This window comes from Kitasatospora sp. NPDC051984 (assembly GCF_044593455.1).
Lineage (GTDB): Bacteria > Actinomycetota > Actinomycetes > Streptomycetales > Streptomycetaceae > Kitasatospora.
This window is the reverse complement of sequence record NZ_JBIUCB010000014.1, coordinates 1-24,941: the sequence shown is the minus strand read 5'-3', so window position 1 is coordinate 24,941 and position 24,941 is coordinate 1. Positions and strand designations below refer to the sequence as shown.

Annotated in this window: 20 protein-coding genes and 1 pseudogene; 8 read left to right on the top strand and 13 right to left on the bottom strand. The window is 71.9% G+C overall.

Features of this window, described 5'->3' with window-relative positions:
- The first annotated feature begins 106 nt into the window (after positions 1–106).
- The gene (locus ACIHEI_RS24845) at positions 107–973 is read left to right on the top strand and encodes a RecB family exonuclease (RefSeq protein ID WP_396608122.1); all 867 of its coding nucleotides are present in this window, start codon (positions 107–109) and stop codon (positions 971–973) included.
- Positions 974–1,645 carry a response regulator transcription factor gene (locus tag ACIHEI_RS24840; RefSeq protein WP_073808639.1) on the top strand — a complete coding sequence of 224 codons (672 nt, stop codon included), beginning with the start codon at positions 974–976 and terminating at the stop codon, positions 1,643–1,645.
- Positions 1,646–1,726: 81 nt separating this feature from the next.
- On the opposite strand, the gene ACIHEI_RS24835 is transcribed toward ACIHEI_RS24840, so the two are convergent.
- The 3 genes from ACIHEI_RS24835 to metH all read right to left on the bottom strand — a co-directional run bounded on the left by ACIHEI_RS24835 (position 1,727) and on the right by metH (position 8,051).
- Complete coding sequence (locus ACIHEI_RS24835) at positions 1,727–3,328, bottom strand: ABC transporter substrate-binding protein (RefSeq protein WP_396608121.1); 1,602 nt, start codon at positions 3,326–3,328, stop codon at positions 1,727–1,729.
- Between the two features lie 345 nt (positions 3,329–3,673).
- Positions 3,674–4,378, bottom strand: coding sequence for an HAD family hydrolase (locus ACIHEI_RS24830; protein ID WP_387634032.1), 705 nt, complete (start codon positions 4,376–4,378; stop codon positions 3,674–3,676).
- 169 nt (positions 4,379–4,547) lie between these two features.
- The gene (metH, locus tag ACIHEI_RS24825) at positions 4,548–8,051 is read right to left on the bottom strand and encodes a methionine synthase (RefSeq protein ID WP_396608120.1); all 3,504 of its coding nucleotides are present in this window, start codon (positions 8,049–8,051) and stop codon (positions 4,548–4,550) included.
- Between the two features lie 218 nt (positions 8,052–8,269).
- On the opposite strand from metH, the gene ACIHEI_RS24820 reads away from it, so the two are divergent.
- The gene (locus ACIHEI_RS24820; protein WP_392943995.1) at positions 8,270–9,310 is read left to right on the top strand and encodes a hypothetical protein; all 1,041 of its coding nucleotides are present in this window, start codon (positions 8,270–8,272) and stop codon (positions 9,308–9,310) included.
- Positions 9,311–9,428: 118 nt separating this feature from the next.
- The gene (locus ACIHEI_RS24815; RefSeq protein ID WP_396608119.1) at positions 9,429–10,958 is read left to right on the top strand and encodes an FMN-binding glutamate synthase family protein; all 1,530 of its coding nucleotides are present in this window, start codon (positions 9,429–9,431) and stop codon (positions 10,956–10,958) included.
- Between the two features lie 52 nt (positions 10,959–11,010).
- Here ACIHEI_RS24815 and adhP read toward each other — a convergent pair whose 3' ends face one another.
- Positions 11,011–12,024 carry an alcohol dehydrogenase AdhP gene (gene adhP, locus ACIHEI_RS24810; RefSeq protein WP_387634040.1) on the bottom strand — a complete coding sequence of 338 codons (1,014 nt, stop codon included), beginning with the start codon at positions 12,022–12,024 and terminating at the stop codon, positions 11,011–11,013.
- A gap of 224 nt (positions 12,025–12,248) precedes the next feature.
- Here adhP and ACIHEI_RS24805 point away from each other — a divergent pair, with 224 nt between their 5' ends.
- Both ACIHEI_RS24805 and ACIHEI_RS24800 read left to right on the top strand, forming a co-directional pair.
- The gene (locus tag ACIHEI_RS24805; protein ID WP_396608118.1) at positions 12,249–13,001 is read left to right on the top strand and encodes a hypothetical protein; all 753 of its coding nucleotides are present in this window, start codon (positions 12,249–12,251) and stop codon (positions 12,999–13,001) included.
- Positions 13,002–13,137: 136 nt separating this feature from the next.
- A complete protein-coding gene (locus tag ACIHEI_RS24800) occupies positions 13,138–14,049 on the top strand; it encodes a PAC2 family protein (RefSeq protein ID WP_387634044.1) in 912 nt (303 codons plus the stop codon).
- Positions 14,050–14,162: 113 nt separating this feature from the next.
- On the opposite strand, the gene mshC is transcribed toward ACIHEI_RS24800, so the two are convergent.
- The 4 genes from mshC to ACIHEI_RS24780 all read right to left on the bottom strand — a co-directional run bounded on the left by mshC (position 14,163) and on the right by ACIHEI_RS24780 (position 17,727).
- Positions 14,163–15,392, bottom strand: a complete 1,230-nt coding sequence (mshC, locus tag ACIHEI_RS24795; RefSeq protein WP_396608117.1) for a cysteine--1-D-myo-inosityl 2-amino-2-deoxy-alpha-D-glucopyranoside ligase — start codon at positions 15,390–15,392, stop codon at positions 14,163–14,165.
- An 89-nt stretch (positions 15,393–15,481) separates the two neighbouring features.
- Complete coding sequence (locus tag ACIHEI_RS24790) at positions 15,482–16,363, bottom strand: SCO1664 family protein (protein WP_392944005.1); 882 nt, start codon at positions 16,361–16,363, stop codon at positions 15,482–15,484.
- Entirely contained in the window at positions 16,333–16,896 is a 564-nt protein-coding gene (locus ACIHEI_RS24785; protein ID WP_392944007.1) for a DUF3090 domain-containing protein, read from the bottom strand. The genes ACIHEI_RS24790 and ACIHEI_RS24785 overlap by 31 nt, the downstream gene beginning before the upstream one ends.
- Positions 16,897–17,031: 135 nt before the next feature.
- Positions 17,032–17,727, bottom strand: a complete 696-nt coding sequence (locus ACIHEI_RS24780) for a histidine phosphatase family protein (RefSeq protein WP_387634050.1) — start codon at positions 17,725–17,727, stop codon at positions 17,032–17,034.
- Between the two features lie 62 nt (positions 17,728–17,789).
- Here ACIHEI_RS24780 and ACIHEI_RS24775 point away from each other — a divergent pair, with 62 nt between their 5' ends.
- Complete coding sequence (locus ACIHEI_RS24775) at positions 17,790–18,788, top strand: magnesium and cobalt transport protein CorA (protein WP_396608116.1); 999 nt, start codon at positions 17,790–17,792, stop codon at positions 18,786–18,788.
- A 76-nt stretch (positions 18,789–18,864) separates the two neighbouring features.
- Here the strand turns inward: ACIHEI_RS24775 and ACIHEI_RS24770 are convergent, their stop codons facing one another.
- From ACIHEI_RS24770 to ACIHEI_RS24750, 5 genes are all read right to left on the bottom strand, one after another.
- On the bottom strand, positions 18,865–19,620 hold the full coding sequence (locus tag ACIHEI_RS24770; RefSeq protein ID WP_396608115.1) for a hypothetical protein: 756 nt from the start codon (positions 19,618–19,620) through the stop codon (positions 18,865–18,867).
- 165 nt (positions 19,621–19,785) lie between these two features.
- Positions 19,786–20,934, bottom strand: a complete 1,149-nt coding sequence (locus tag ACIHEI_RS24765; protein WP_396608114.1) for an ALF repeat-containing protein — start codon at positions 20,932–20,934, stop codon at positions 19,786–19,788.
- A gap of 358 nt (positions 20,935–21,292) precedes the next feature.
- Positions 21,293–21,490 carry an MbtH family protein gene (locus ACIHEI_RS24760; RefSeq protein ID WP_396608113.1) on the bottom strand — a complete coding sequence of 66 codons (198 nt, stop codon included), beginning with the start codon at positions 21,488–21,490 and terminating at the stop codon, positions 21,293–21,295.
- Positions 21,491–21,562: 72 nt separating this feature from the next.
- Positions 21,563–21,970 carry a hypothetical protein gene (locus ACIHEI_RS24755; RefSeq protein WP_396608112.1) on the bottom strand — a complete coding sequence of 136 codons (408 nt, stop codon included), beginning with the start codon at positions 21,968–21,970 and terminating at the stop codon, positions 21,563–21,565.
- A 50-nt stretch (positions 21,971–22,020) separates the two neighbouring features.
- Positions 22,021–24,306 carry a helix-turn-helix domain-containing protein gene (locus ACIHEI_RS24750; RefSeq protein WP_396608111.1) on the bottom strand — a complete coding sequence of 762 codons (2,286 nt, stop codon included), beginning with the start codon at positions 24,304–24,306 and terminating at the stop codon, positions 22,021–22,023.
- A gap of 356 nt (positions 24,307–24,662) precedes the next feature.
- Between ACIHEI_RS24750 and ACIHEI_RS24745 the strand changes: the two are divergent.
- Positions 24,663–24,941: pseudogene (locus ACIHEI_RS24745) on the top strand (hypothetical protein); the annotation flags it as partial.

The window sequence follows — 24,941 nt, the reverse complement described above, 5'->3', positions numbered from 1 at the left end:
CGTGATCTCCGGCCCGCTGCGGCGGCGCACCCCGCTCTCCTTGTGCCATACCCAGCTTCTCGACCCGTTCGCCCATGCTGTCCGTCCGGTGCAATAGGGTCGGGGCATGCAGCAGACCGACCCCACGCCCACTGCCCGTCCGGCGGCCGCGCCGACCGGGCTGTCGCCGTCCCGGGCGGGTGACTTCATGACCTGCCCGCTGCTGTACCGGCTGCGGGTGATCGACCGGCTGCCGGAGCCGCCGAGCGCGGCGGCGACCCGGGGGACGCTGGTGCACGCGGTGCTGGAGCGGCTGTTCGACCACCCGCCGGTGGAGCGCACCCCCGAGCGGGCCCGGGGGCTGCTGGCCCCGCAGTGGGAGCGGTTGCTCGGGGAACGGCCGGAGCTGGCCGGTCTGTTCCCGGATGACGCCGGGAAGCTGGCCGCCTGGCTGGGCGATGCCGAGAAGCTGGTGGAGAAGTGGTTCCGGCTGGAGGACCCGACCCGGCTGCACCCGGTGGAGCGGGAGCTGTACGTGCAGACCGCGCTGGCCTCGGGGCTGCTGCTGCGCGGCTACATCGACCGGGTGGACGTCGCGCCGTCCGGCGAGGTGCGGCTGGTGGACTACAAGACCGGCCGGGCGCCCTCGCGGGACTTCGAGGGCAAGGCGATGTTCCAGATGAAGTTCTACGCGCTGGTGGTCTGGCGGTGGAAGGGCGTGCTCCCCAAGCGGCTGCAGCTGGTGTATCTCGGCGGCGGCGGCGACGTGGTGACGTACGACCCGGACGAGGCCGATCTGCTGGCGGTGGAGCGGAAGCTGGAGGCGCTGTGGGAGGCGATCTCGGCGGCGGTGGCCACCGGTGAGTTCCCGGCGACCCGCAACCGGCTGTGCGACTGGTGCGACCACAAGTCCAGCTGTCCGGAGTTCGGCGGCACTCCCCCGCCGTATCCGCTGCCCCTGGCCACTCTGACCAATCCCCGCAAGGAGTCGTAGGTGACGATCCGTGTGCTGCTGGTGGACGACCAGCCGCTGCTCCGTACCGGTTTCCGGATGATTCTGGAGGCGGAGTCCGATCTCGTGGTGGTCGGCGAGGCGGGCGACGGGCAGCAGGCGCTGGACCAGGTCCGCGCGCTGCAGCCGGACGTGGTGCTGATGGACATCCGGATGCCGCGGATGGACGGCGTGGAGGCCACCCGCCGGATCGCCGGCCCGGACCGCAGCGGCCCGGCGAAGGTGCTGGTGCTGACCACCTTCGACCTGGACGAGTACGTGGTGGAGGCGCTGCGCGCGGGCGCCAGCGGCTTCCTGCTGAAGGACGTCCCGGCGGAGGAGCTGGTGCAGGCGATCCGGGTGGTGGCGGACGGTGCGGCGATGCTGGCCCCGTCGGTGACCCGCCGGTTGCTGGACATGTACGCCACCAAGCTGCCGTCGGGTGACGAGGCCCCGCCGCAGGCGCTGACCGTGCTGACGGAGCGCGAGGTGGAGGTGCTGCGGCTGGTGGCCCGCGGGCTGTCGAACGCGGAGATCGCGGCCGAGCTGTTCGTCTCCGAGACGACGGTGAAGACCCATGTCGGCCACGTGCTGACCAAGCTCCAGCTGCGCGACCGGGTGCAGGCCGCGGTGTACGCGTACGAGAGCGGTCTGGTGCGCCCCGGCGCCCTGTAGGCCCTCTGGAACGGCCGACGGCCCGCCACCCCGGTTTGGGGGTGGCGGGCCGTTCTGGTGGCCGTACGGCCGGGCGAAACGTTACTTCTTGCCGGTGCGGCCGATCTCCCAGAAGCGGAAGCGGCTGGTGTTGTCCACGGTGCTGTCGACGCCGGTGACGCCGGTCCGGTACACGTAGAACGACTTGTTCTGGTACAGCGGGACCATCGGCACGGCGTCGGCCAGCTTGTTCTGGATAATCGCGTAGGCGCCGCCGCCGGTGCGGTCGGTGAGCTTGATCGATTCCGGCACCAGCTTGGTGCTGATCTGCGGGTCGTCCCAGTTGTTGTGGAACGCGCCGCCGCCGACCACCAGCGGGGTGATGTAGTTGTCCGCGTCGACGTAGTCGGGGGTCCAGCCGATCAGGTAGGCCTGGTAGCTGTTGTTCGACCAGTTGGCGATGAAGGTGTTCCAGTCCGGCTCCTGCTGGACCGTCACCTGGAACAGGCCGCTGGCGTCCAGCTGCTTCTTGACGTTCTCCAGCTCGGCGGCGCCGGCCCGGGAGCGGGACCAGGTCAGGTTGAGCTTGACCGGGGTGCTGATGTGCGCGTCGGTCAGGATCTTCTTGGCCTTGGCGATGTCCGGCTCGCCGTACTTGTCGAAGAAGGCGGTGTTGTGGCCGACCACGCCGGCCGGGACGACCGAGTACAGCGGCACCACGGTGCCCGCGTACACGTCGTGGGCGAGCGCCTTGCGGTCGAGCAGCTGGGCGACGGCCTGGCGGACCGGCTGCTTGCCGCCGACGTCGTCCTTGGTGTTGAACACCAGGTAGAAGGTCTCGCCGCTGTCGCCCTCGGCGACCCGCAGGTTGCCCTTGCCGGACTGGTCGTCGCTCTTGATCTGGGCGGCCGTGGCGGGCTCGAGGCTGTTGTCCGCGACGTCGACCTCGCCCTTGTCGAGGGCGGCCTTCAGCTCGTCCGCCTTCTCGTAGAAGCGGACGGTGAACTTGCTGTTCTCGGGCTTGCCGGCGCTGCCCTTGTAGGTCGGGTTCGGCGACAGCGTGACCTTGGCCGGGCTCTTGCCGTGGTTCTCGATCGCGTCGATCTTGTACGCGCCGGAGCCGACCAGCTTGTCGTTCTCGAGCAGCTTGTCGGCCGGGAAGACCGCGTGGTCCACGATGGCGCCGGCCGGCGAGGCCAGCTTGGCCGGGAAGACCGCGTCCGGGGTCTCCAGGTGGAAGGTGACCTCGCGGTCGCCGTTGGTCTCCACCGACTTGATGGTGGACAGCAGCGGGAGCGGACCGGCCGGGTCGTTGATCTTCTTGGTGCGGTCGATCGAGTACTTGACGTCCTCGGCCGTCACCGGGTGCCCGTTGGTGAACTTCAGCCCGGTCTTCAGCGTGCAGGTGTACGTCATCGTGTCGTTGCCGGTGAACTGGCACGACTCCGCGGCGTCCGGCTGCGGCATGGTCGCGCCGGGCGGGAAGGCCAGCAGCGACTGGAAGGAGTTGTTGAGCACCAGCCAGGAGCCGATTTCGTAGGCGCCGGCCGGGTCCAGCACGGTGGTCCCGTTGGTGGTGCCCAGGGTGATCGCAGCACCGTTGTCGCCGCCGGTGGCAGCCTTCTCCACGGACGCGCAGCCGGCCGCCGTGGTGGCGACGAGCGCGGCGCAGCTGAGCACGGCCAGGCGGTTGGGCGTAGTCATGCGGGGTGGTCTTCCTTACTGCGTGCGGCCGGCCGACGCCGGAGAACCGGCCGGCCGCGGGGTGGGGTGGCCGGCGCAGGTCTGGTACGACGCGCGGGCGCCCCCGGCCGGGGTCTGACGGCGGTGGGCGGCGGCGCGGGATGGCTACTGATCGGATGTAGCGTGCCACATCGCACCGGGTCGGTCACCGACTGTTCGAACAATGGGTCGGCGAGACCCGGAAAGCTACTCTCCGGGAACCGACGAGTTGTCAGCCAATGCCCGATTTCGCACCTGCTGCCGGATACGGTCCGCGTACCCACGGACGCGGAGGGGAACCGGAAAACCGCATGAAGGAGACGAAGGTCACACCCGGGCGCCGGCCAGGGTGCGCAGCAGGTCGAGGTCGACCTGCTCCAGCGAGGACAGCACCAGCCGGCCGGGGCCGGGCTCGATGGTGGCGATGGAGGGTACCGCGATGACGGGGCAGCCCGCCGCCTCGGCGGCGGCGACGCCGGTGGGGGTGTCCTCGACGACCACGCAGCGGGCCGGGTCGGCGCCCAGGCGGGCCGCGGCGGTCAGGTACGGGTCCGGGAAGGGCTTGGTGCGCGGGACCTCGTCCCCGGCCACCGTGAAGGCGAAGTTCTGCGCGCCCAGGCTGCGCAGCACGATGTCGATGATGTGCCGGTGCGAGGCGGACACCAGGGCGGCCGGGATGCCGTGCGCGGCGAGGGTGTTGAGCAGGCGCTCGGCGCCGGGCATCAGCGGGACGCCGCCGTGCAGCAGGTCGACGAAGCGCTGGTTGATCTGGGCGCCGAGGTCGGCGGGGCGGATGGCCGCGCCGGTGCGGGTGAGCAGGTAGTCGATGACGCGGGTCATCGGGCCGCCGACCACGTGGGTGCGGTCCTCGGCGGTGAGGTGGTGGCCGAGTTCGGCGAACAGGTCGACCTCGGCCTGCCACCAGAAGTCCTCGGTGTCGACCAGGGTGCCGTCCATGTCCAGCAGGACGGCCTGCAAGCCGCTGCCGTCGCCGTCTCCGCCGACACGGATCGGGGTCGAGACCGTCGTCATGCGCGCCGTCCTTCCGGGTGGTCGTCCGGAGCGCACTGCGTCCGGGGATGGCACAGGCCGGCCCGCTGGTGAGCGGACCGGCCCGTTCAGGATCATCAAGAATACGCCCGCCGGGGCGGATTGCGCCGGGCGCCTGCGGGGCGAACGGATGATCTGTGGTGGAAGTGTTCTACCGGGCGTTGAAGTACTTGGCCTCGGGGTGGTGCAGGACGATGGCGTCGGTGGACTGCTCGGGGTGCAGCTGGTACTCCTCGGAGAGGATCACGCCGACCCGTTCGGGCCTGAGCAGTTCGGCGATCTTGGCGCGGTCCTCCAGGTTCGGGCAGGCGCCGTAGCCGAGCGAGAAGCGCGCGCCGCGGTACTTGAGCGCGAACATGTCCTTGACGTCCTGCGGGTCCTCGTCGCCGAAGCCGAGCTCGTAGCGGACCCGGGCGTGCCAGAACTCGGCCAGTGCCTCGGCCAACTGCACGGACAGGCCGTGCAGTTCGAGGTAGTCGCGGTAGGAGTTGCCGGCGAACAGCTCGCCCGCGGCCTCGGAGATCCGGTTGCCCATGGTGACCACCTGGAGGCCGACCACGTCGCGCTCGCCGCTCTCCTCCGGGCGGAAGAAGTCGGCCAGGCACAGGCGGCGGCCGCGGCGCTGGCGGGGGAAGGTGAACCGGGTCAGTTCGGAGCCGTCCTCGCGGTAGAGGATCAGGTCGTCGCCCTTGGAGTTGGCCGGGAAGTAGCCGTAGACGACGGCGGGCTCCAGCCAGCCCTCGGTCTGCAGGCGGTCCAGCCAGCCGCGCAGGCGCGGGCGGCCCTCGGTCTCCACCAGCTCCTCGTACGACGGCCCTCCGGAGCGGCCGCCCTTGAGGCCCCACTGGCCCTTGAACAGGGCGTCCTCGTCGAGCCAGGAGGCGTAGTCCTGGAACGGGATGCCCTTGATGATCCGGTCGCCCCAGAACGGCGGGGTGGGGACGCGGTTGTCGACGGCCACGTCGGAGCGGATCTGGCCGAGGTTGACCTCCTCCGGCTCCTCGACCTCGACCCGGGCGTGCCGGCGCTTGCGCAGCTCCGGCAGGACGACGCCGGGGACGCCGCGCTTGACGCCGATCAGGGCGTCCATCAGCCGCAGGCCCTCGAAGGCGTCGCGGGCGTAGCGGACCTCGCCGTCGTAGACCTCGTGCAGGTCCTGCTCGACGTAGGCGCGGGTGAGGGCGGCGCCGCCGAGGATCACCGGGAAGTCGGCGGCCAGGCCGCGCTGGTTGAGCTCCTCCAGGTTCTCCTTCATGATCACCGTGGACTTGACCAGCAGGCCGGACATGCCGATCACGTCGGCCTTGTGCTCCTGGGCGGCCTCGACGATCGCCGACACCGGCTGCTTGATGCCGATGTTGACCACGTTGTAGCCGTTGTTGGACAGGATGATGTCGACCAGGTTCTTGCCGATGTCGTGGACGTCGCCCTTGACGGTGGCCAGCACGATGGTGCCCTTGCCCTCGCTGTCGGACTTCTCCATGTGCGGCTCCAGGTGGGCCACCGCGGCCTTCATCACCTCGGCGGACTGCAGCACGAACGGCAGCTGCATCTCGCCGGAGCCGAACAGTTCGCCGACCACCTTCATGCCGGACAGCAGCGTGTCGTTGATGATCTCCAGCGCCGGGCGCTCGGTCAGCGCGGCGTCCAGGTCGGCCTCCAGGCCGTTGCGTTCGCCGTCGATGATGCGGCGCTGCAGGCGCTCCTCCAGCGGGAGGGCGGCCAGCTCCTCGGCCTTGGAGGCGGCGCTGGAGGCGGCGGAGACGCCCTCGAACAGCTGGAGCAGCTTCTGCAGCGGGTCGTAGCCCTCGCTGCGGCGGTCGTAGACGAGGTCGAGGGCGGTCTGCCGGCGGTCCTCGGGGATGCGGTTCATCGGGAGGATCTTCGCGGCGTGCACGATCGCGGAGTCCAGGCCGGCCTCCACGCACTCGTGCAGGAAGACCGAGTTGACGACCTGCCGGGCGGCCGGGTTGAGGCCGAAGGAGATGTTGGACAGGCCCAGGGTGGTCTGCACGTCCGGGTGGCGGCGCTTGAGTTCGCGGATCGCCTCGATGGTCTCGATGCCGTCGCGGCGGGACTCCTCCTGGCCGGTGGCCAGGGTGAAGGCCAGGCAGTCGACCAGGATCGAGCTCTCGTGGATGCCGTACTCGCGGCCCAGCTGCTCGATCAGCCGCTCGGCGATGGCGACCTTCTTGTCGGCGGTGCGGGCCTGGCCGTCCTCGTCGATGGTGAGGGCGATCAGGCCGGCGCCGTGCTCGCGGGCGAGTGCGGCGATCTTGCCGAAGCGGGTGTCGGGGCCGTCGCCGTCCTCGTAGTTGACGGAGTTCAGCACCGCGCGGCCGCCGAGCATCTCCAGGCCGGCCCGGAGCACCGGCGGCTCGGTGGAGTCGAGCACGATCGGCAGGGTGGAGGCGGTGGCGAGGCGGCCGGCGATCTCCTTCATGTCGGCGACGCCGTCGCGGCCCACGTAGTCCACGCACAGGTCGAGCAGGTGCGCGCCCTCGCGGATCTGCTCGCGGGCGATCTCCACGCAGGCCTGCCAGTCGGCGGCGAGCATCGCCTCGCGGAACTTCTTCGAGCCGTTGGCGTTGGTGCGCTCGCCGATCGCCAGGTACGAGGTGTCCTGCCGGAACGGCACCGTCTGGTACAGCGAGGCGGCGGCCGGCTCGGGCTTCGGCTCGCGCGGCGTGATCGGCCGGCCCTGCACCCGCTCGACGACCTGGCGCAGGTGCTCGGGGGTGGTGCCGCAGCAGCCGCCGACCAGCGCCAGGCCGTAGTCGCGGACGAACACCTCGTGCGCGTCGGCGAGTTCCTCGGGGGTCAGCGGGTAGTGCGCGCCGTCCTTGCCGAGGACCGGCATGCCCGCGTTCGGCATGCAGGACAGGCCGATCCGGGCGTTCTTCGCCAGGTAGCGCAGGTGCTCGCTGTACTGCTCGGGGCCGGTGGCGCAGTTCAGGCCGATGAAGTCGATGCCGAGCGGCTCCAGCGCGGTCAGTGCGGCGCCGATCTCCGAGCCGAGCAGCATGGTGCCGGTGGTCTCCACCGTGACCTGCGCGAGGATCGGCAGGTTCAGGCCGGCCTCGGCGAGTGCCTCGCGGCAGCCCAGCACGGAGGCCTTGGTCTGCAGCAGGTCCTGGCTGGTCTCGACCAGCAGGGCGTCGGCGCCGCCCGCGATCAGGCCGGCCGCGTTCTGCCGGAAGCCCTCGCGGACCGTCTCGAAGGTGGTGTGGCCGAGCGTCGGCAGCTTGGTGCCGGGGCCGATCGAGCCGAGCACCCAGCGGGTGCGGCCGTCCTTGGCGGTGTACTCGTCGGCGGTCTCGCGGGCGATCCGGGCGCCGGCCTCGGACAGCTCGAAGATCCGGTCGGAGATGTCGTACTCGCCGAGCGCCGAGTGGTTGGCGCCGAAGGTGTTGGTCTCCACGCAGTCCACGCCGACCGCGAAGTACGCGTCGTGCACCGAGCGGACGATGTCGGGGCGGGTCAGGTTGAGGACCTCGTTGCAGCCCTCGAGCTGCTGGAAGTCCTCCAGCGTCGGCTCCTGGGCCTGGAGCATCGTGCCCATCGCTCCGTCGGCTACCACCACCCGGGTGGCGAGGGCCTCGCGCAAGGCGGTGGCGCGGTCCTGCTGGGTGGACGCGGATACAACGGTGGCCATGAGGCTGCTCCCTGAGTGCGACGGCTGTCGGCTATGCGGCCCCCCTTGACCGGGGACGCACCCGGTCAGGGTATCCGCCCGACGGCGGTGCGATGGAACCCATTTCGCATCGTGGGCGTCCCCATCCACCGGAAGGGAGCCCGTCCATGCCCGCTTCATCGCGTTCGAGCAGGTGGCGTCACCGTGTCCGTGCCCTTGGGCCGTCCGTATGGCGGACGGTGCCCGCCCGGGCGCGTCGCCGTTGGAGCCGCCGCACCCGCTGGACCCGGCGCCGCCGGGTGGTGACGGCGTGCGTGGTGGTGCTCGCGATGCTGGTGGTGCCGCTGGTGGGCGCGGGTCTGGCGCTGCGCTGGTACTACTCCGGCGACCCGGCGGCCGACGCCCGCACCCGCGGCCGGGACGCGATCTGGCTGGGCCACGCCTGGGTGGACGGGCGGCGCACCGACGCCGATCTGACGATGCTGGCGTCGCGGGTGCGCGGCACCGGCATCCACGACCTGTACGTGCACACCGGCCCGCTGGAGCACGACGGTTCGCTCGATCCGAAGCTGGCCCCGGGGGTGGCCGGTTTCCTGGAGCGGGCCCGGGCCGCGATGCCGGGGGTGCGGATCCAGTCCTGGCTGGGCGACGTGGTCGCGCCGGAGAAAGTGGGCCTGCACCTGGACCGGCCGGACGTGCGGGAGCGGATCACCGCCTCCGCGAAACAGGTCCTCGACCTGGGCTTCGACGGCGTCCACTTCGACCTGGAACCGGTGCACAACGACTCCCCCGGGTTCCTCGCGCTGCTCGACCAGGTGCACGCGCTGACCGCCGCCCGGGGCGTGCCGCTGTCCATCGCCGCGCCGCAGATCGAGCCCGTCCCGATGATCGGCCGGGTGACCTTCGCGCTCACCGACCACGGCAAGTGGTGGAGCGCCGGGTACTTCGCGCAGGCCGCGCGGCGGGTCGACCAGGTCGCGGTGATGTCCTACGACACCTCGATGCCGGTGGAGTCGCTGTACGGCGGCTACGTCGCCCGGCAGACCGAGCTGGCGCTGGCCAACACCCCGCCGGGGACCGATCTGCTGATGGGTCTGCCCGCGTACTGGGACGACACCCCGGCCCACCGGGGCGACGCCGAGACGGTCCGCGCCGCCGTCCGCGGCGCCCGCCTCGCGCTCGGCCCGGGCTCGCGGCAGAACTTCGGGCTGGCGCTGTACGTGGACTTCGCGGCGACCCCGGACCACTGGGCGGCGTACCGGGACGGCTGGTGCCTCTGACCTGGTGCGATCCGGCCGTCCGGCCCCCGGTGCGCGGGACGGTCCGGAGGGTTTCCTAGCATCGCTCTCGGCTCCGCCGTGTGGGGAAGGGGCCTGCACCCAGGAGGAACGAACGTCCATGCAAGCCCGGAAGATCGGCGCGGCTGCCGCCGCCGCCGCGGTGGCGGCGCTCGCCGCCCGCGACCTGCTCCAGAAGAAGCACGCACTGCTGAGGAACTTCCCGGTGCTCGGGCACGCCCGGTACGCGCTGGAGACGATCGGGCCGGAGCTGCGGCAGTACATCGTGACCTCCAACGAGGAGGAGCGGCCGTTCAGCCGTGACCAGCGGAGCTGGATCTACGCCTCCGCCAAGGAGGAGAACAACTACTTCGGGTTCGGCACCGAGGTGGACGTCGCTCAGGCGCAGGGCCGCGCCTACCTGAAGCAGCGCACCTTCGCCGGGCCGCTGCCGGACGGGCACGACCCGCAGGCGCCGCTGCCGTCGGCCAAGGTGCTGGGCGGGCCGCGCGGGCGGGCCAAGGCGTTCCGGCCGGGCAGCGTGGTGAACATCTCCGCGATGAGCTTCGGCTCGCTCTCCGGCGCGGCCATCACCGCGCTGAACAAGGGCGCGGCGCAGGCCGGCGCGATGCACAACACCGGTGAGGGCGGCCTGTCGCCGTACCACCGAAACGGCGCCGACCTGGTGCTCCAGCTCGGCACCTCGTACTTCGGCTGCCGCAACGAGGACGGCACCTTCAACCTCGACAAGCTCAAGGACGTGGTGGCGGGGGCGCCGGTCCGGGCGATCGAGATCAAGCTGTCGCAGGGCGCCAAGCCGGGCCTGGGCGGCATGCTGCCGGGCGCGAAGGTGACGCCCGAGATCGCGAAGATCCGCGGCATACCCGTGGGCGAGGACTGCGCCTCGCCGTCGCGGCACTCGGCGTTCGGCGACGTGGACTCGATGCTGGACTTCGTCGAGCTGCTGGCCGCCGAGACCGGCCTGCCGGTCGGCATCAAGAGCGCCGTCGGCGAGCTGGACTTCTGGCAGGAGCTGGCCGCGCGGATGGCGCGCGGCGACCGGGGCGTCGACTTCGTGACGATCGACGGCGGCGAGGGCGGCACCGGCGCGGCGCCGCGGATGTTCGCGGACTCGGTGTCCCTGCCGTTCCGGATGGGCTTCTCCCGGGTCTACGGCACCTTCGCGGAGCTAGGGCTGACCGACGAGCTGACGTTCATCGCCTCCGGCAAGCTCGGCCTGCCGGAGAACGCGGCGGTGGCGTTCGCGCTGGGCGCCGACATGATCAACGTGGCGCGCGAGGCGATGATGTCGATCGGCTGCATCCAGGCCCAGAAGTGCCACACCGACAAGTGCCCGACCGGCATCGCCACCCAGAACCCGTGGCTGGCCCGCGGCGTGGACCCGGTCTCCAAGTCGGCCCGGGCGGCGGTCTACCTGCGCACCCTGCGCAAGGAGTTGACGAAGGTCTCCTCGGCGCTCGGCGTCGCCCACCCGTCGCTGATCACCGCCGAGGACATCGAGGTGCTGAACGGCGACTACGAGGCCCGCAGCCTGGCCGGCGTGTACGGCTACAAGGAGGGCTGGGGCGAGCTCGGCCCGGAGCTCGCCGCGGAGATCACCGCCCTGATGACCGGGCGGGCTTCTGCCTGACGCGGTGTCGTCGAGGGGGACGGGTGTCCCGTCCCCCTCTCCGCCGCCGGGGTCAGCGCAGGTCGAACACCAGGCGGGCCGAGACCTTGCCCGCGAGCACGTCCTCGAAGCAGGAGTTGACGTCCTCCAGCTTGCGGGTCTCCCGGATCACCTTGGTGCGGCCCAGCCCGTGCAGCCGGAACACCTCCGCGAGGTCCTGCCGGGTGCCGACGATCGAGCCGATCACCTTGGTGCCGTTCAGCACCGTCTCGAACACCGGCAGCGTCAGCTCGCCCTCCGCGGGCAGCGCGACCAGTACGAGGGTGCCGCCGCGGCGCAGCGAGTCGTAGGCGGCGCGGAAGGACGCGTTGCTGACGGCCAGCGAGACGGCGGCGTCGGCGCCGCCGAGCTTGTGCACCTCTTGCGCGACGTCCTGGGTGCGGGCGTCGATGACGTGGTCGGCGCCGAGGTCCTCGGCAAGCTTCAGTTTGTCGTCGGTGATGTCCACCGCGACGGTCTCGGCGCCGAAGATCCGCGCGTACTGGAGCGCGAGGTGGCCGAGGCCGCCGATGCCCGAGATCAGCACCCGGGTGCCGGGCCGGGCGCCGGCCAGCTTGACCGCCTTGTACGTGGTGACGCCCGCGCAGGACAGCGGGGCGGCGTCCATCGGGTCCACGCCGTCGGGGACGGGCACCACGTAGTCGCCGTGCGCGAGGGCGTACTCGGCGTAGGCGCCGTCCACCGAGTAGCCGGAGTTGTGCTGGGACAGGCAGAGCGTCTCCCAGCCGGTGACGCAGTAGTCGCAGCGTCCGCAGGCGTCGGCCAGCCACGGGATGGCGACCCGTTGGCCGACCTCGACGTGCCGGACGTTCGAACCGGCCGCCTCCACGATGCCCACGCCCTCGTGGCCGGGCACGAACGGCGGGGACGGCTTGACCGGCCAGTCGCCGCGGGCGGCGTGGATGTCGGTGTGGCACAGGCCGGAGCACTCGATTCTGACCAGCACCTGGTGCGGCGCCGGGGTCGGCACCTCGCGTTCCTCGATCTCCAGCGGCTCGGTGAAGTCCCGGACCACAGCTGCCTTCATGGCCTTGTCTCCTCGCAGAGCGGTAAATCCGATAGACGGAACTATCTCTGCAGATCAGCCTGGTGGTTCGGGCGGGGAACCGCGAACGGGCGCGCCGACCGCGGCGGAGGTCCCCTCGCCGACCTGACGGCCCGTCAAGGTAGCGTTGACCAAAGCCCGTCATTTCCAGGCGGGTTGGGCAGCCACGCTGCCCGCCGCACACCACCCGGGCACGGAGGAACCACATGCCCCGCACACTCCTGCGCACCGCCGGAACCGGACTGGCGCTGCTCACCGCCGGCCTGCTCCTGGTCGGCTGCGAACCCGCCAAGAACGCCAAGGCCGCACCGCCGCCCAGCCCCTCCCCCACCGTCTCGACCACCACCCCGACCCCCGCCGCCAGTACCCCCTCGACCCCGCAGCTCGACGACTCGTACTTCGCCGAGGGCAAATGCGCCCGCGCCCTCAACCCGGGCGGCAGCGGCACCACCTCGCACTACGAGATGGTGCCCTGCGACAGCCCGAACGCCGAGGCCAAGGTCACCAAGCGCAGCGGCACCCTGACCGGCGTCGCCGCCGCCCTCCCGCACGGCGCGGACTGCCCCGACGGCACCGACGTCGCCCTCGACCTCACCCAGAACGCGCTCACCAACGTCGCCCGCAACAAGTCGGCCTGGGCCTGCCTGCGCAACCTGCATGACCCGCACCCGGGCGACCCCGGCGGTGGCGGCGGAGTGGGCATCGTCGTGGGCGACTGCGTCTACGCCGTCAAGAGCGCCAGCGGCTCCGACAGCGTCGCCGAGACCCGGTGCGACGGGAAGGGCGACCACAAGCCCGAGTACAAGGTCGACAAGGAGTACGTCAAGCAGACCGTCAGCCTCAAGGGCAGCACCGAACACACCTGCCCCGAGGAGGCCACCGTCTCCTTCACCATCCCCGCCCCGCCCGGCACCCTCGCCATGAACCCGACCATCGCCTGCGCCGAACCCGTCGACTGAGACCCGGTGCCCCGTCCGCTCACGGCGTACGCTTGGGCCCCTTGCCCGGCCACGGGTGGCATTCAAAGCCCGTAGGCTGGGCAGGTAGGGACCTGGGGGCGGCAGTGCCCCCGCCACGCACGGAGGGAGATGCCGGGTGATCGAGCTGGAAGACCTGCCCGAGTTGATCGACCCGGTGATGATCTGCGCCTTCGAGGGCTGGAACGACGCCGGCGACGCGGCCTCCGCCGCGCTCGGACACCTCGACGAGACCTGGGGCGGCAAGGTGTTCGCCGCGCTCGACGCCGAGGACTACTACGACTTCCAGGTCAACCGGCCCACCATCTGGCTCGACGGCGGAGTCCGCCGGATCACCTGGCCCACCACCAGACTCTCGGTGGTCCGGGTCACCGAGCCCAAGCCGCGCGACCTGGTGCTCGTCCGCGGCATCGAGCCCAGCATGCGCTGGCGCTCCTACTGCAACGAACTGCTCGGCTTCGCCCATGAGTTGGGCGTCGAACTGGTCGTCGTCCTGGGCGCGCTGCTGGGCGACACCCCGCACACCCGGCCGGTCCCGGTCTCCGGTGTCACCTCCGACGCGACGGTGGCCCGCAGCCTCGACCTCGAAGAGAGCCGCTACGAGGGCCCCACCGGCATCGTCGGCGTCCTCCAGGAGGCCTGCGCCCACGCCGGCGTCCCCGCCGTCACCTTCTGGGCCGCCGTCCCGCACTACGTCTCCCAGCCGCCCAACCCCAAGGCCACCCTGGCCCTGATCAACAAGCTGGAAGACCTCCTCGACCTCCGCATCCCCCCGGGCGAACTCGCCGACGACGCCCGCGCCTGGCAGCTCGGCGTCGACCAGCTCGCCGCGGAGGACTCCGAAGTCGCGGAGTACGTGCAGCAGTTGGAGGAGGCGCAGGACACCGCGGAGTTGCCGGAGGCATCCGGGGACGCGATCGCCCGCGAATTCGAGAGGTACCTGCGGCGCCGCGAGAACCAGGGCCCGAAGGGCGAGAAGCCCATCACGGGGCACGCGACGGAACGGCCCAAGGACGAGGAAGACGAGTAGCCGCACAGCGGATCGGCCCGAGGACGGTGGTTCTGTCCTCGGGCCGATCTGGCTGTGCGTTCTCAGTTTCTCGCGCAGTTCCCCGCGCCCCTGACGGGGCTCGATGAAGTCTCCTACAGGGCTACGCCCAGGAGCGCGTCGACCGCGCGGGAGACCAGGCCCGGGGCGCCGATGTCCTCGCCGCCGTCCGCGTGGGCGGTCGCCGCCCAGCGGTCCACCGCGGCGAGGGCCGCGGGGGCGTCGAGGTCGTTGGCGAGGGCCTCGCGGAGCTCGGCGAGCAGTGCGGTGGCCGGGGGGCCGTCGGGGCGGGAGACCGCTGCGCGCCAGGTGGCGAGGCGGGTGAGGGCGGTGTCGAGGTCCTCGGCCGTCCATTCCCAGTCGCTGCGGTAGTGGTGGGCGAGCAGCGCGAGCCTGATCGCGGCGGGGTCGATGCCGTCGCGTCGCAGGGCCGAGACGAACACCAGGTTGCCGCGGGACTTGGACATCTTGTGGCCGTCGAGGGCGACCATCCCGGCGTGCACGTAGGCGCGGGCGTAGGGGCGGGTGCCGAGGGCGACCTGGGCGTGCGAGGCGCCCATCTCGTGGTGCGGGAAGGACAGGTCGCTGCCGCCGCCCTGGAGGTCGAACTCCATGCCGAGGTACTTGAGCGCGATGGCGACGCACTCGATGTGCCAGCCGGGCCGGCCGTGGCCGAGTTCGGTGTCCCAGGCGGGTTCGCCGGGGCGGGCGGCGAGCCAGAGCAGCGCGTCGAGGGGGTTCTTCTTGCCGGGGCGCTCGGGGTCGCCGCCGCGTTCGGCGAAGATTGGCAGCATCTGTTCGCGGGTGAGCCCGGAGACCTCGCCGAAGTGCGGATCGGACTCGACGGAGAAGTAGATGTCGCCGTCGACCTCGTAGGCGGCGCCGGAGGCGAGCAGCTGCTGCACCAGCGGGACGATCCACGGGATGGATTCGACGGCGCCGATGTAGTGCGCGGGCGGGAGCATCCGCAGCGCGGTCATGTCCTCGCGGAACAGCGCGGTTTCGCGGGCGGCGAGTTCGGTCCAGTCCTGGCCGGTGGCGACGGCGCGCTCCAGGAGCGGGTCGTCGACGTCGGTGACGTTCTGGACGTACAGGACGTCGTGGCCGGCGTCCTTCCAGACCCGCTGGACCAGGTCGAAGGTGTTGTAGGTGGCTGCGTGGCCCAGGTGGGTCGCGTCGTAGGGAGTGATGCCGCAGACGTAGAGCCGGGCGGTCGGGCCGGTGGGAACGACCTCTCGGACACTGCTCGTGGCGGTGTCGTAAATGCGCAGGGGAAGCCCCTGACCGGGCAGGGCGGGAACCTCGGAAGTGGGCCAGGCATGCATGGCACCGACTCTAACCGTGCACTGATTTGAAAGACCAACCTGTTGGCATGATCGGCTTGATTCCGCTTGTTCTCTGTTTCGGATCGGTATCAGACCGGCGGCCAGGGAATAGACGGCCAGTCAGCCGACGGCAGCGGATGCCGTCCGGAGGCCAGCAGCGCGCCGGTCCGGGCCCGCAGCGCGTCGAGTTCGACGGGGGTCAGGTGCGGGCGCAGCCGCTCGCCGAGGGCGCCGTCGAGGTCGGTGGCGAGCCGGCCGAGGACCTCGAGGGCCTCGGCGGTGAGCGGGCGGTCGGCCCAGCCCCACAGCAGGGTGCGGAGTTTGGGCTCGGTGTGGAAGGTGACGCCGTGGTCGATGCCGTAGATCCGGCCGTCGGCGGCGGGCAGCCAGTGGCCGCCCTTGCGGTCGGCGTTGTTGAGGACGGCGTCCAGCACGGCGAGCCGGCGCAGCCGTTCGTCGTCGCGGTGCACCAGCCAGGCCTGGCGTCCGGCGTCGACCTCGGCGCGGACGATGGGGAGCCAGCCGTCGGCGGGCCCGTCCAGGGGCTGGAGGTCGAGGAGTTCGGGGGCGTCCGGGTCGGGTTCGATCCACAGCTGGACCATGCCGGGGCCGACCGGGCCGTCGCGCAGGACGGTCGGCGGGATCAGCTGCCAGCCGGTGGCGGCCGAGACCTCGTGGGCGGCGGTCTCCCGGCCGGCCAGGGTGCCGTCGGGGAAGTCCCACAGCGGGCGTTCGCCGGCGACGGGCTTGTACACGCAGGGGGCGGTGACGCCGTCCAGCGTGGCGGTGCAGTAGAGGACGGCGTTGGAGGCGTCGGTGACGCGGCCGTGGACGGCCAGCGCGCCCTCGCGCAGCAGGGCGAGGGCGGCGGGGGTGTCGGCGGCCAGTGCGGCGCTGGTGGCCGGGTCGGTGCCGGGGGCTTCCACGGCGCGCTGCTCGTTCAGCGCCGGTAGCCGTTCGCGCGGGGGCACAGGTGGCCCTCGGGGTCGAGCGGCAGGTTGCAGAACGGGCAGGGCTTGCGGCCCGCCGCGACCAGGTCGAGGGCGCGCTTGGCGAACACCCGGGCCATCGCGCCGCTGAGCCGCACCCGCAGCAGGTCGGGGCCGTTCTCGTCGTCGAAGACCTCGATCTCGTCCTCGTCCTCGGACTCCTCGACGTACGCCTGCGCCTCGATCACCAGGCACTCCTCGCGGGCGTCCCAGGCGAGGGCCATGGTGCCGACCCGGAACTCCTGCTCCAGCGGCAGGTCGAGCGGGGCGGCGTCGAGCAGGTCGACGGGCGCGGCGGCCGGGATGGAGGCGTCGCCGCCGCTGCGCCGCAGCGCCTCGTCGAGGACTTCCTCGATGCGTTCGGCGAGGGCGGCGACCTGGGCCTTCTCCAGCAGGACGCTGGTGATCCGGCCGCGCGAGGAGGCCTGCAGGTAGAACGCCCGGGCGCCGGGCTGGCCGACGGTGCCGGCCACGAACCGCTCGGGCTGGTCGTAGAAGTGGACCTGACGGGACACGCTGCTCGCTCCGGTACGGGGGTGTGCGGTCTTCTCGCCTCTCACCCTACGGCCAAACGGGCCTGCCGTGGGGCGCGGGTGGCGCGGATTCCCGGTGGGGACGGTGGGGCTGGTGCGGTGCCGGCCCGGCTGGGCTCAGACGGTGCCGGTGTCGCCGCCGACCACCGCGTCGTCGCCGGCCGAGTGGCCGTGCGGGCGCGGGGCGAGCGAGGCCAGGGTGCCGGTGTCGCCGAGGCGCAGCAGGTACGGGCGGTTCGGGGTGTAGCGGATCGCGGTGACGGAGCACGGCTCGACGGAGATCCGCTGGAAGTGGTCGAGGTGCAGGCCGAGGGCGTCCGCGACGATCGCCTTGATCACGTCGCCGTGGGTGGCGACCGCCCAGAGCGCGTCCGGGCCGTGTTCGACGGCGATCTTCTCGTTCCACTCGCGGACGGCGTCCACGGTGCGGTGGCTGAGCGTGCGCAGCGATTCGCCGCCGGGGAAGGCCGCGCCCGAGGCGTGGTCCTGGACGGTGCGCCAGAGCGGCTCGTCGGCGAGTTCGGACAGCGGGCGGCCGGTCCAGTCGCCGTAGTGGCATTCGCCGAGCCGCTCGTCGAGGTCGGGCGGGCCGAGTTCGGGGCGGGCGGCGACCAGCGGTTCCAGGGTCTGGCGGCAGCGCTCCAGCGGACTGCTGACCAGGCGGGCGACGGGCAGTCCGGCCAGCCGTTCGGGCAGGGCGGCGGCCTGCGCGCGGCCGGTGTCGTCCAGGTCGACGCCGGGCGTCCAGCCGGCCAGGATTCCGGCGGTGTTGGCGGTGGAGCGGCCGTGGCGCACGAGCAGCAGGGTGGGCATACCGCAAGCGTACGGGGTGCACCCCTCCCGGCAGCCCGGGGGTTCGGGTCACAATGGCGGGCATGATCGTGGATTGCGGCACTTACCGGGACGGGCGGCGCACCGAGGGACCGGAGGACTTCTCGGACGCGCTGGAGGCGGTCCGGGCGTCCGGCGACGGCTTCGTGTGGATCGGCCTGGCGGACCCGACGAGGGCCGAATTCGACCATGCCGTCGACGAGTTCGGCCTGCACCCGCTGGCGGTCGAGGACGCGTTGACGGCGCATCAGCGCCCGAAGGTGGACATCTACCAGGACTCGGTGTTCACCGTTCTGAAGACCGCCGGGTACCACCCGAAGGACGAGTCGGTCTCCATCGGCGAGCTGATGATATTCCTGGGCGACTCGTACGTGATGACGGTCCGCCACGGGCCGGAGAGCCCCCTCAAGGACCTGCGGGCCGACCTCGAGAAGCAGCCCGAACTGCTCGCCCACGGCCCCGCCGCCGTGCTCTACGCGATCTGCGACATGGCGGTCGACCAGTACCTCGACGTGGCCACCGAACTCCAGACGGACCTGGACGAGTTGGAGGCCGAGATCTTCTCCCCCGGCCGGGTCCGCGGCGCCGCCGAGCGCATCTACTCCTTCAAACGGCAGGTGGTGAACTTCCGCAAGGCCACCTACCCGCTGATGGAGCCCGCCCTGCGCTTCACCCGGACCGGCACCGCCGTCGGCGAGGTCAGGGTGCCCTTCGTCCCCGCCGAACTGCGCCCCTACTTCCGGGACGTCGCCGACCACCTGGCCAAGGTCAACGAGGTGGTGGAGAGCCTGGACCGGCTGCTCTCCGACATCCTCTCCGCCAACCTCGCCCAGGTCAGCGTCCAGCAGAACGACGACATGCGGAAGATCTCCGCCTGGGCCGCCCTGGCCGCCGTCCCCACCATGATCGCCGGCATCTACGGCATGAACTTCGAGCACATGCCGGAACTCAGCCAGCCCTGGGGCTACCCCGCCGCGCTGGCCGTGATGGGCGGCGTCTGTGTCGTCCTGCACCGCCTGTTCAAACGCGCGGGCTGGCTGTAGGCCACCCACCGAAGGCCGAAAGGCCCGGCGGGGGTGCCGGGCCTTCGGGCCGATCGTCGGGACTGCCGCGGCCGACTCAGAAGCCGTTGGCGGCGTCGCGGGCCTGAGCCTCGGCCAGGCCGACGAGCAGGACGTGGCGCAGGAACGCGGAGTCGTTCGAGCTCAGGGCCTCGTTGACGAGCTTCTTGACCTCGGGGCCGCCGAGGTACATGGCCCGGGCAAGCCGCACCCGGATGTCGCTGTCACTGATGGTGTCCAGGCCGGCCTGGAACGCCGTGAAGTCGTCCGCGCTCAGCGCCTGGGTGGCGGCCTCGGTGAGGGTCAGCGAGCTGCCCGGCCGGATCAGCCGGTCGATCACCTTCCGCCAGCGCTCGTCGTCGAGGAGCTGCGGGTACTCGACGTCGAGGAAGTAGTCGATCTCCGCGTCGCCGCCGCTCAGCGCCCTGTTCGCGGCCGCCGCGATCGGGCTGCCGGGCGTGGCCTTGGAGAGGATCACGACCACCTTGACGCGCCTGTCGTCGCGGATGATCTGCGGCATCTCGACCTCGAGGAAGCGCTTGACGTCCTCGGCCGTGCCTGCCATCGCCGCCTGGGCGTGCTCGTAGAAGTACCGGCTGTGCCCGGGCTCCGCGATCACTGCCGCCAGCCGCGCCCGCAGCTCGGTCTCCTCCTCTGGCGTGATGTCGGAGGAGAGCGCGGACGCGGCGGCCGACTGTGACTGCGCGGCGGGCGCGGGCGTGGTGTCGGCCAGGGCCGGGGTGACACCGAGGACGGCCGGGGCGGAGACCGCGGCGACGAAGACGGCAGCGGCGATCGAACGACGGATGCTCAAAGTCCCCCCAAGGAACAACAGCGGTTCACGGACGCTTCGTTCGCCGCCGTGACGGGCTGTCACAGTGGCGAACGAAGTGATCGTATCGAAACCACTTGCCCGGCGGAGGGCTTTCTTGGCTTCGCCTTTACTCGACGTTCGATGCCACGCCCGGCGGACGGAGCGTCAGGACTGCTGCTGCCGACGGCGGCGGGCTGCCACCAGGGCGGCGCCGAGGGCCACGGAGGCCGCGCCGGTGGCGGCCAGGGTGCCGAGCGGGGCGTCGACGCCGGTGGAGGCGAGGGTGCCCGTGCCGGAGGTGCCCGTGCCGGAGGTGTTGGCACCGGAGGTGTTGGTACCGGAGTTGGTACCCGTGCCGGTGCCGGTCTGGGTCGTGTCGGACGCTGGGGTGACGGTGGTGCCGCCGCCCTGGCCGCCCTGGTTCGGGGTGGTGCCGCCGCCGGTGCCGCCGTTGTTGCCGTCGTTTCCGCCGGTGTTGCCGCCGTTGCCGCCGTTGCCGCCGCCCGTCTCCTGGGCGTTGGCGGTGTCCCGGGCCTGGGCCTCGGCCAGGCCGGTGAGCAGGAAGGTGTGCAAGGCCTCGGAGGTGTTCGCGTCCAGGGCCTCACCGGCGGCCTTCCGGACCTCGGGCCCGCCCAGCGACATGGCCTGGGAGAGCCACAGCCGGGCGTCGTCGTCACTGACGTTCTTCAGGTCGGACCGGAAGGCCTCGGCGTCGTCCGCGCTCAGTACCTGGGCGGCAGCCTCGGTGATGGTGAGCGAGCTGCCCGGCCGGACCAGCTGGTGGAGCACCTTCCACCAGCGGTCGTTGGCGAGCAGCCTCGGGGCCTCGACCTCCAGGAAGTGGTCGATCGCCGCGTCGTCGCCGTCCAGCGCCTTGCTCGCGGCCTCCGCCAGGCGGCTGCCCGGCGTGGCCTGCTCCAGGATCTGCGAGACCCGGACGCGCTTGTCGCTGCGGATGATCTGCGCCATCTCGACGTCCAGGAAGTGCTTGACGTCCTCGGCCGTGCCGGCCATCGCCGCCTTGGCGTGCTCGTAGAAGTACCGGCTGTGCCCCGGCTCCTCGATCACCTTGGCCAGCCGGGCCCGCAGTTCGGCCTCCTCCTCCGGCGAGATGACGGTGGAGGGCGCGGGCGTGGCGGGGCCGGTCTCCGCCGGGGCGTCCGCCGCCGGGACATCGGCAACGGGCGCGTCCGGCAGGGACTGGCCGGTGGGGGCGGGCGTGCCCTCGGCAAGGGCGGGGGTGGAGCCGAGGACGGTCGGAGCGGAGACCGCGGCAACGAAGACGGCTGCGGCGATCGAACGGCGTATGCTCAACGTTCCCCCAAGGAACAGTGGTTCAGAGGTGCGTCGCCCTTGGCCGGAGCGCACTGCCACGGCGGCGAACGCGGGTGATCGTATCGGAACCACTTACCCCGTCAAAATGCGTTCTTGCCAGCACCTTTACTCGTTGTTCGAGGGCCGGTGTTCGATCCGTCCAGGGCCGGACCCGGCCTCTCCGGGGCGTCACCTCCCGTGCGCCGCACGGCGATCCGCCCGTCGAGCGCCCGGGCGGCCCGGCGGCTGGACGAACGCGCCCGCCGGGAGGCAGCACTTCGCCCCGGCGAGGCTCCGAAGGGCCTGACCGGGGCGAGTGTCGGGCCGGCGGTTCTCGCGCGCCCCGGGGCAGCTGTGCCTAGCCCATCGACTCCCGCAGGGAACGGGGGCGCATGTCCGTCCACACCTCCTTGATGTAGGCCATGCACTCCTCCTTGGTGCCGGTCTTGCCCGCGGCCTTCCAGCCGGGCGGAAGCTCCCGGCCCACGGGCCAGAGCGAGTACTGGTCTTCGTCGTTGGACGTGACCTGGTAGGTGACCTCGTCGTCCTCGGCCATGTCGGTCTCCGTTTCGTGTGGGTCAATGCCGACCCGAGCATTGCCCGTCGCGGTCACCCCGTACAGCCACGGTCAGCAGTTCGACTGATCCATTGGAGATCTGCTGAGAGACGGACCTGAAGTGCGATAGAAGGCCGACGCATCCCTGCGCAGGACGAGAGCGCCCACGGCGAAGGGCGCAGAGCACAGCACTGCCACCGCCAGGCCGGTGGTGGTGGCGATGACCTTCTGCCACCAGTTCGTCTGGACAGCGACCTCCGAGGAGGGAACCACGACGACCACGCTGTTGCCGCCCGCGAGCCGGACGGTTCCATCGAATGGGACGTCGTCGGCCGGCGTCGGGTACACACCGGGTCCGTAGGTGTCCGTGCTTTGCTTGATGTCGAACTGACAGGCCGTCGCCCCGATACCCACGGCGTTCGCACCGGTCGGCGGCGTGAACCCGGCCATGACCAGCGCGAGCGCCACCGCGACTGCCATGGTGCGGAACTCGTTCCACCTCGGCCTTCGCCATCCTCGCTTTCGGGGGTTCAGCCCGCAGGTTCGGTGGCCAACTTGTGCAGCAGGTCGGCGGCTTCGGTGTGACGCCGGTGGTTGAGGCCGACGAGTGCGCGGTGGGCTGCGGTCAGCTCGGCCCGGGCCTCGGCGCGGCGTCCCTGGTGGTGCAGCGCGACGGCGAGGTCGAGCCGGACGGGCTCGCTCCAGGCCGGCATGTCGAGCGACTCGAAGGCGGCCAGCGCCCGGCGCAGCGGCGGCTCGGCTTCGCTCCAGCGGGTCAGGGCGGCCAGGTCGCAGCCGAGTTGGTGCTCGGTGATGGCGAGGTAGACGGTGTGGAGTGTGGGGGTCTGGCCGGGGATCCCGGCGTGGCAGATGGCTTCGGCGCGCCGGTGGACGGTGAGTGCCTGTTCGGCTTCGCCCGCGTCGCGCAGCAGGGTGCCGAGGGCGTTCCAGGCGCTGACTTCCGCGAGCCGGCCGCGTGGGTCGGGGTTGTGCTGGTGGCAGTTGGCGGCGGACCGCATCCGGGCGGTGGCCTCCTCGGTGCGGCCGAGGCGGTGGAGGGCTCCGGCTCCGTAGCCGAGGGCCCAGCCTTGTTGCAGGCGGTCGTCGGCGGCGAGGGCGGCGGTGTGGGCCCGGTCGGCGGTCTCCAGTGCCCGCTGGTGGTCGTAGGTGCAGAGGTTGTGCGCCCAGGCCAGGTAGTTGAGGTGGGTGGCCTGTTCGGCGTGGGAGCCGAGGGTTTGGGCCGATGCCGCGGACAGCTCGAACACCTCGGTCCACTGTTCCCAGTGCTGGGTGCGGTCGGAGAACCAGTGCATGGCCTCGGCGGTGTCCACGACCTCGCGGTGCAGCCCGTGGCCGTGGGCGTGCCGCAGCGCCCACAGCCACTGCTCCCGTTCGGCCTCCAGCCAGGCGCGGGCCTGCCCGGCGTCTGCCGGCGCGGTGGCCGGGTCGGGATCACTGGTGACGGGGCGGTCGTGTTCGGCGTCGAAGTGCGCGGCGGCGGCCTCGGCCCGGGCCAGTAGCCAGCGGGCGGCCTGCGATCGGATCCGTTCGATCGCGGCGGGGTCGTCCTCCTCGGCGAGCTGCTCGGCCGCGAACAGGCGCAGAAGGTCGTGGAAGCGGTAGCGGTCCGGCTGCGGGGTGGCTTGCAGCAGTCCCTGCTGTTCGAGGTCCTCGGCCAGCCTCCGTGCTTGGCGCAGGGGCAGGTCGGCGAGCAGGGCGAGGGTGTGGGCGCTGAAGTCCGGTCCTTGCGCGAGCGCGGCGCGGCGCAGCAGTGTGCGTGCGGGGGGCGTGAGGCGGCGGTAGGAGAGGGCGAACGCCGCGCGGACTTCCAGGCTGCCGGCGCGAAGGGCGTCCAGCCGTCTTTCCTCGTCGGTGAGGTGCGACACGAGGGTGCCGATGCGTTCGTTCGGTCGCGCGGCCAGCCGTTGGCCGGCCACCCGGATGGCCAGTGGCAGTCGGCCGCACAGGTCGGCGAGGTCGCGGGCGGCCTGTTCCTCGGCGGCGACCCGGTCGGCGCCGAGGATGTGGGTCAGCAGGTGGATGGCCTCCTCCCGGCGCAGCAGGCCGAGGTCCGTCCGGCAGGTCGACTCCAGGCCGGCCAGCGAGTGCCGGCTGGTCACCAGGGTCAGTGAGGTGCCCTGGGCGGGCAGCATCGGGCGTACCTGGTTCTCGTCGGCGGCGTTGTCGAGGAGGATGAGCAGCCGGCGGTCCGCTGTGAGGGTGCGCCACAGGCCGGAGCGTTCCTCGGTGCTGCGGGGGATGGCGCTCTCGTCCACGGCGAGGGCGCGCAGGAGCCGGGCCAGTGCCTCGCGCGGGTCGGTCGGCCGCTCGTCCGTGCCGCGCAGGTCGAGGGCGAGTTGGCCGTCGGGGTATTCAGGTGCGAGCAGGTGCGCGGCGTGGACGGCGAACGCGCTCTTGCCCAGGCCCGGTTGACCGGTGATCAGGGCGACGGGGGCCGGGCCGTGGTCGGAGCAGGACGCCGCCTCGCGCACCTTGTCGAGTGCTTCGGTACGCGCGGTGAAGTCCCGCAGGTCGCGGGGAAGGGCGAGCGTACCGGCGAGCGGTGCCGTGGGCACGGCGCGTGGGCGTCCCAGTGCCGCGGTGGTCTCCAGCGCACGGGCGTCGTCGGCGTCCAGGGCCAGCGCCCGGGCGAGTGCCTCGACGGTGCGGCGCTGCGGCCCGCGGGCCCTGCCGCGTTCCAGGTCGGCGACGGTACGCACGCCGAGCCCGGCGGCGTGGGCGAGGTGCTCCTGGCTGTGGCCCGCGCGCAGTCGCAGTCGGCGCAGCAGCGCGCCGAACTCGCCGGGGCCGCTCACGGCCGGACGGCGCGCGCGATGCGCGGCGCCTTGCGGGTGGGCTGCACGGCGGGCTCCTTACGGCGGGCGCCGGGACGGTTCGAGGACTGCGCCCCTGACCGTGGTGCCGGCCGCCTGCACGGGTCGCGGCGGCGACTCTGTTGGCGCGTCGGCGGATGATGCGTCAGGAACATACCAGCGCGGCGCGCACCGGCAGGAATCGGCGGCCCGTACTTCTGCCGGTGGTTCCGCCGGGACGCGGGTGGTCGGGCCGGATACGTTCGCTCCTGCTCGAACCCGCTTCTCCGGACGGCTTGTTCCGGCGCGGTGGCAGCCGGGCGCCGTCGTGGACCGTTCGCAGTCGGAGGTACCAGTCCGTGGCCGTTGAGCTCCCCGAACCGCTTCAGTGGGTCCTGCTCCTGCTGGCCGGCTGCCGTTGGCCGGAGGCGGACGAGGACCGGTTGCGCGAGATGGCCGGGCACTGCCGCCGGGCGGCCGAGGGGCTCAAGGAGGCTGCGCAGGGCGCGGATTCGGCGGTTCGGCGTGCTCTCGACGGGCAGGAGGGTGCCGCCGCCGATGCGCTGGGCGCGTACTGGGTCAGGTTCTCGGTCGGATCGGGCAGCGTGGACGACCCGGGCCGGCTCGGTGGTGTGGTC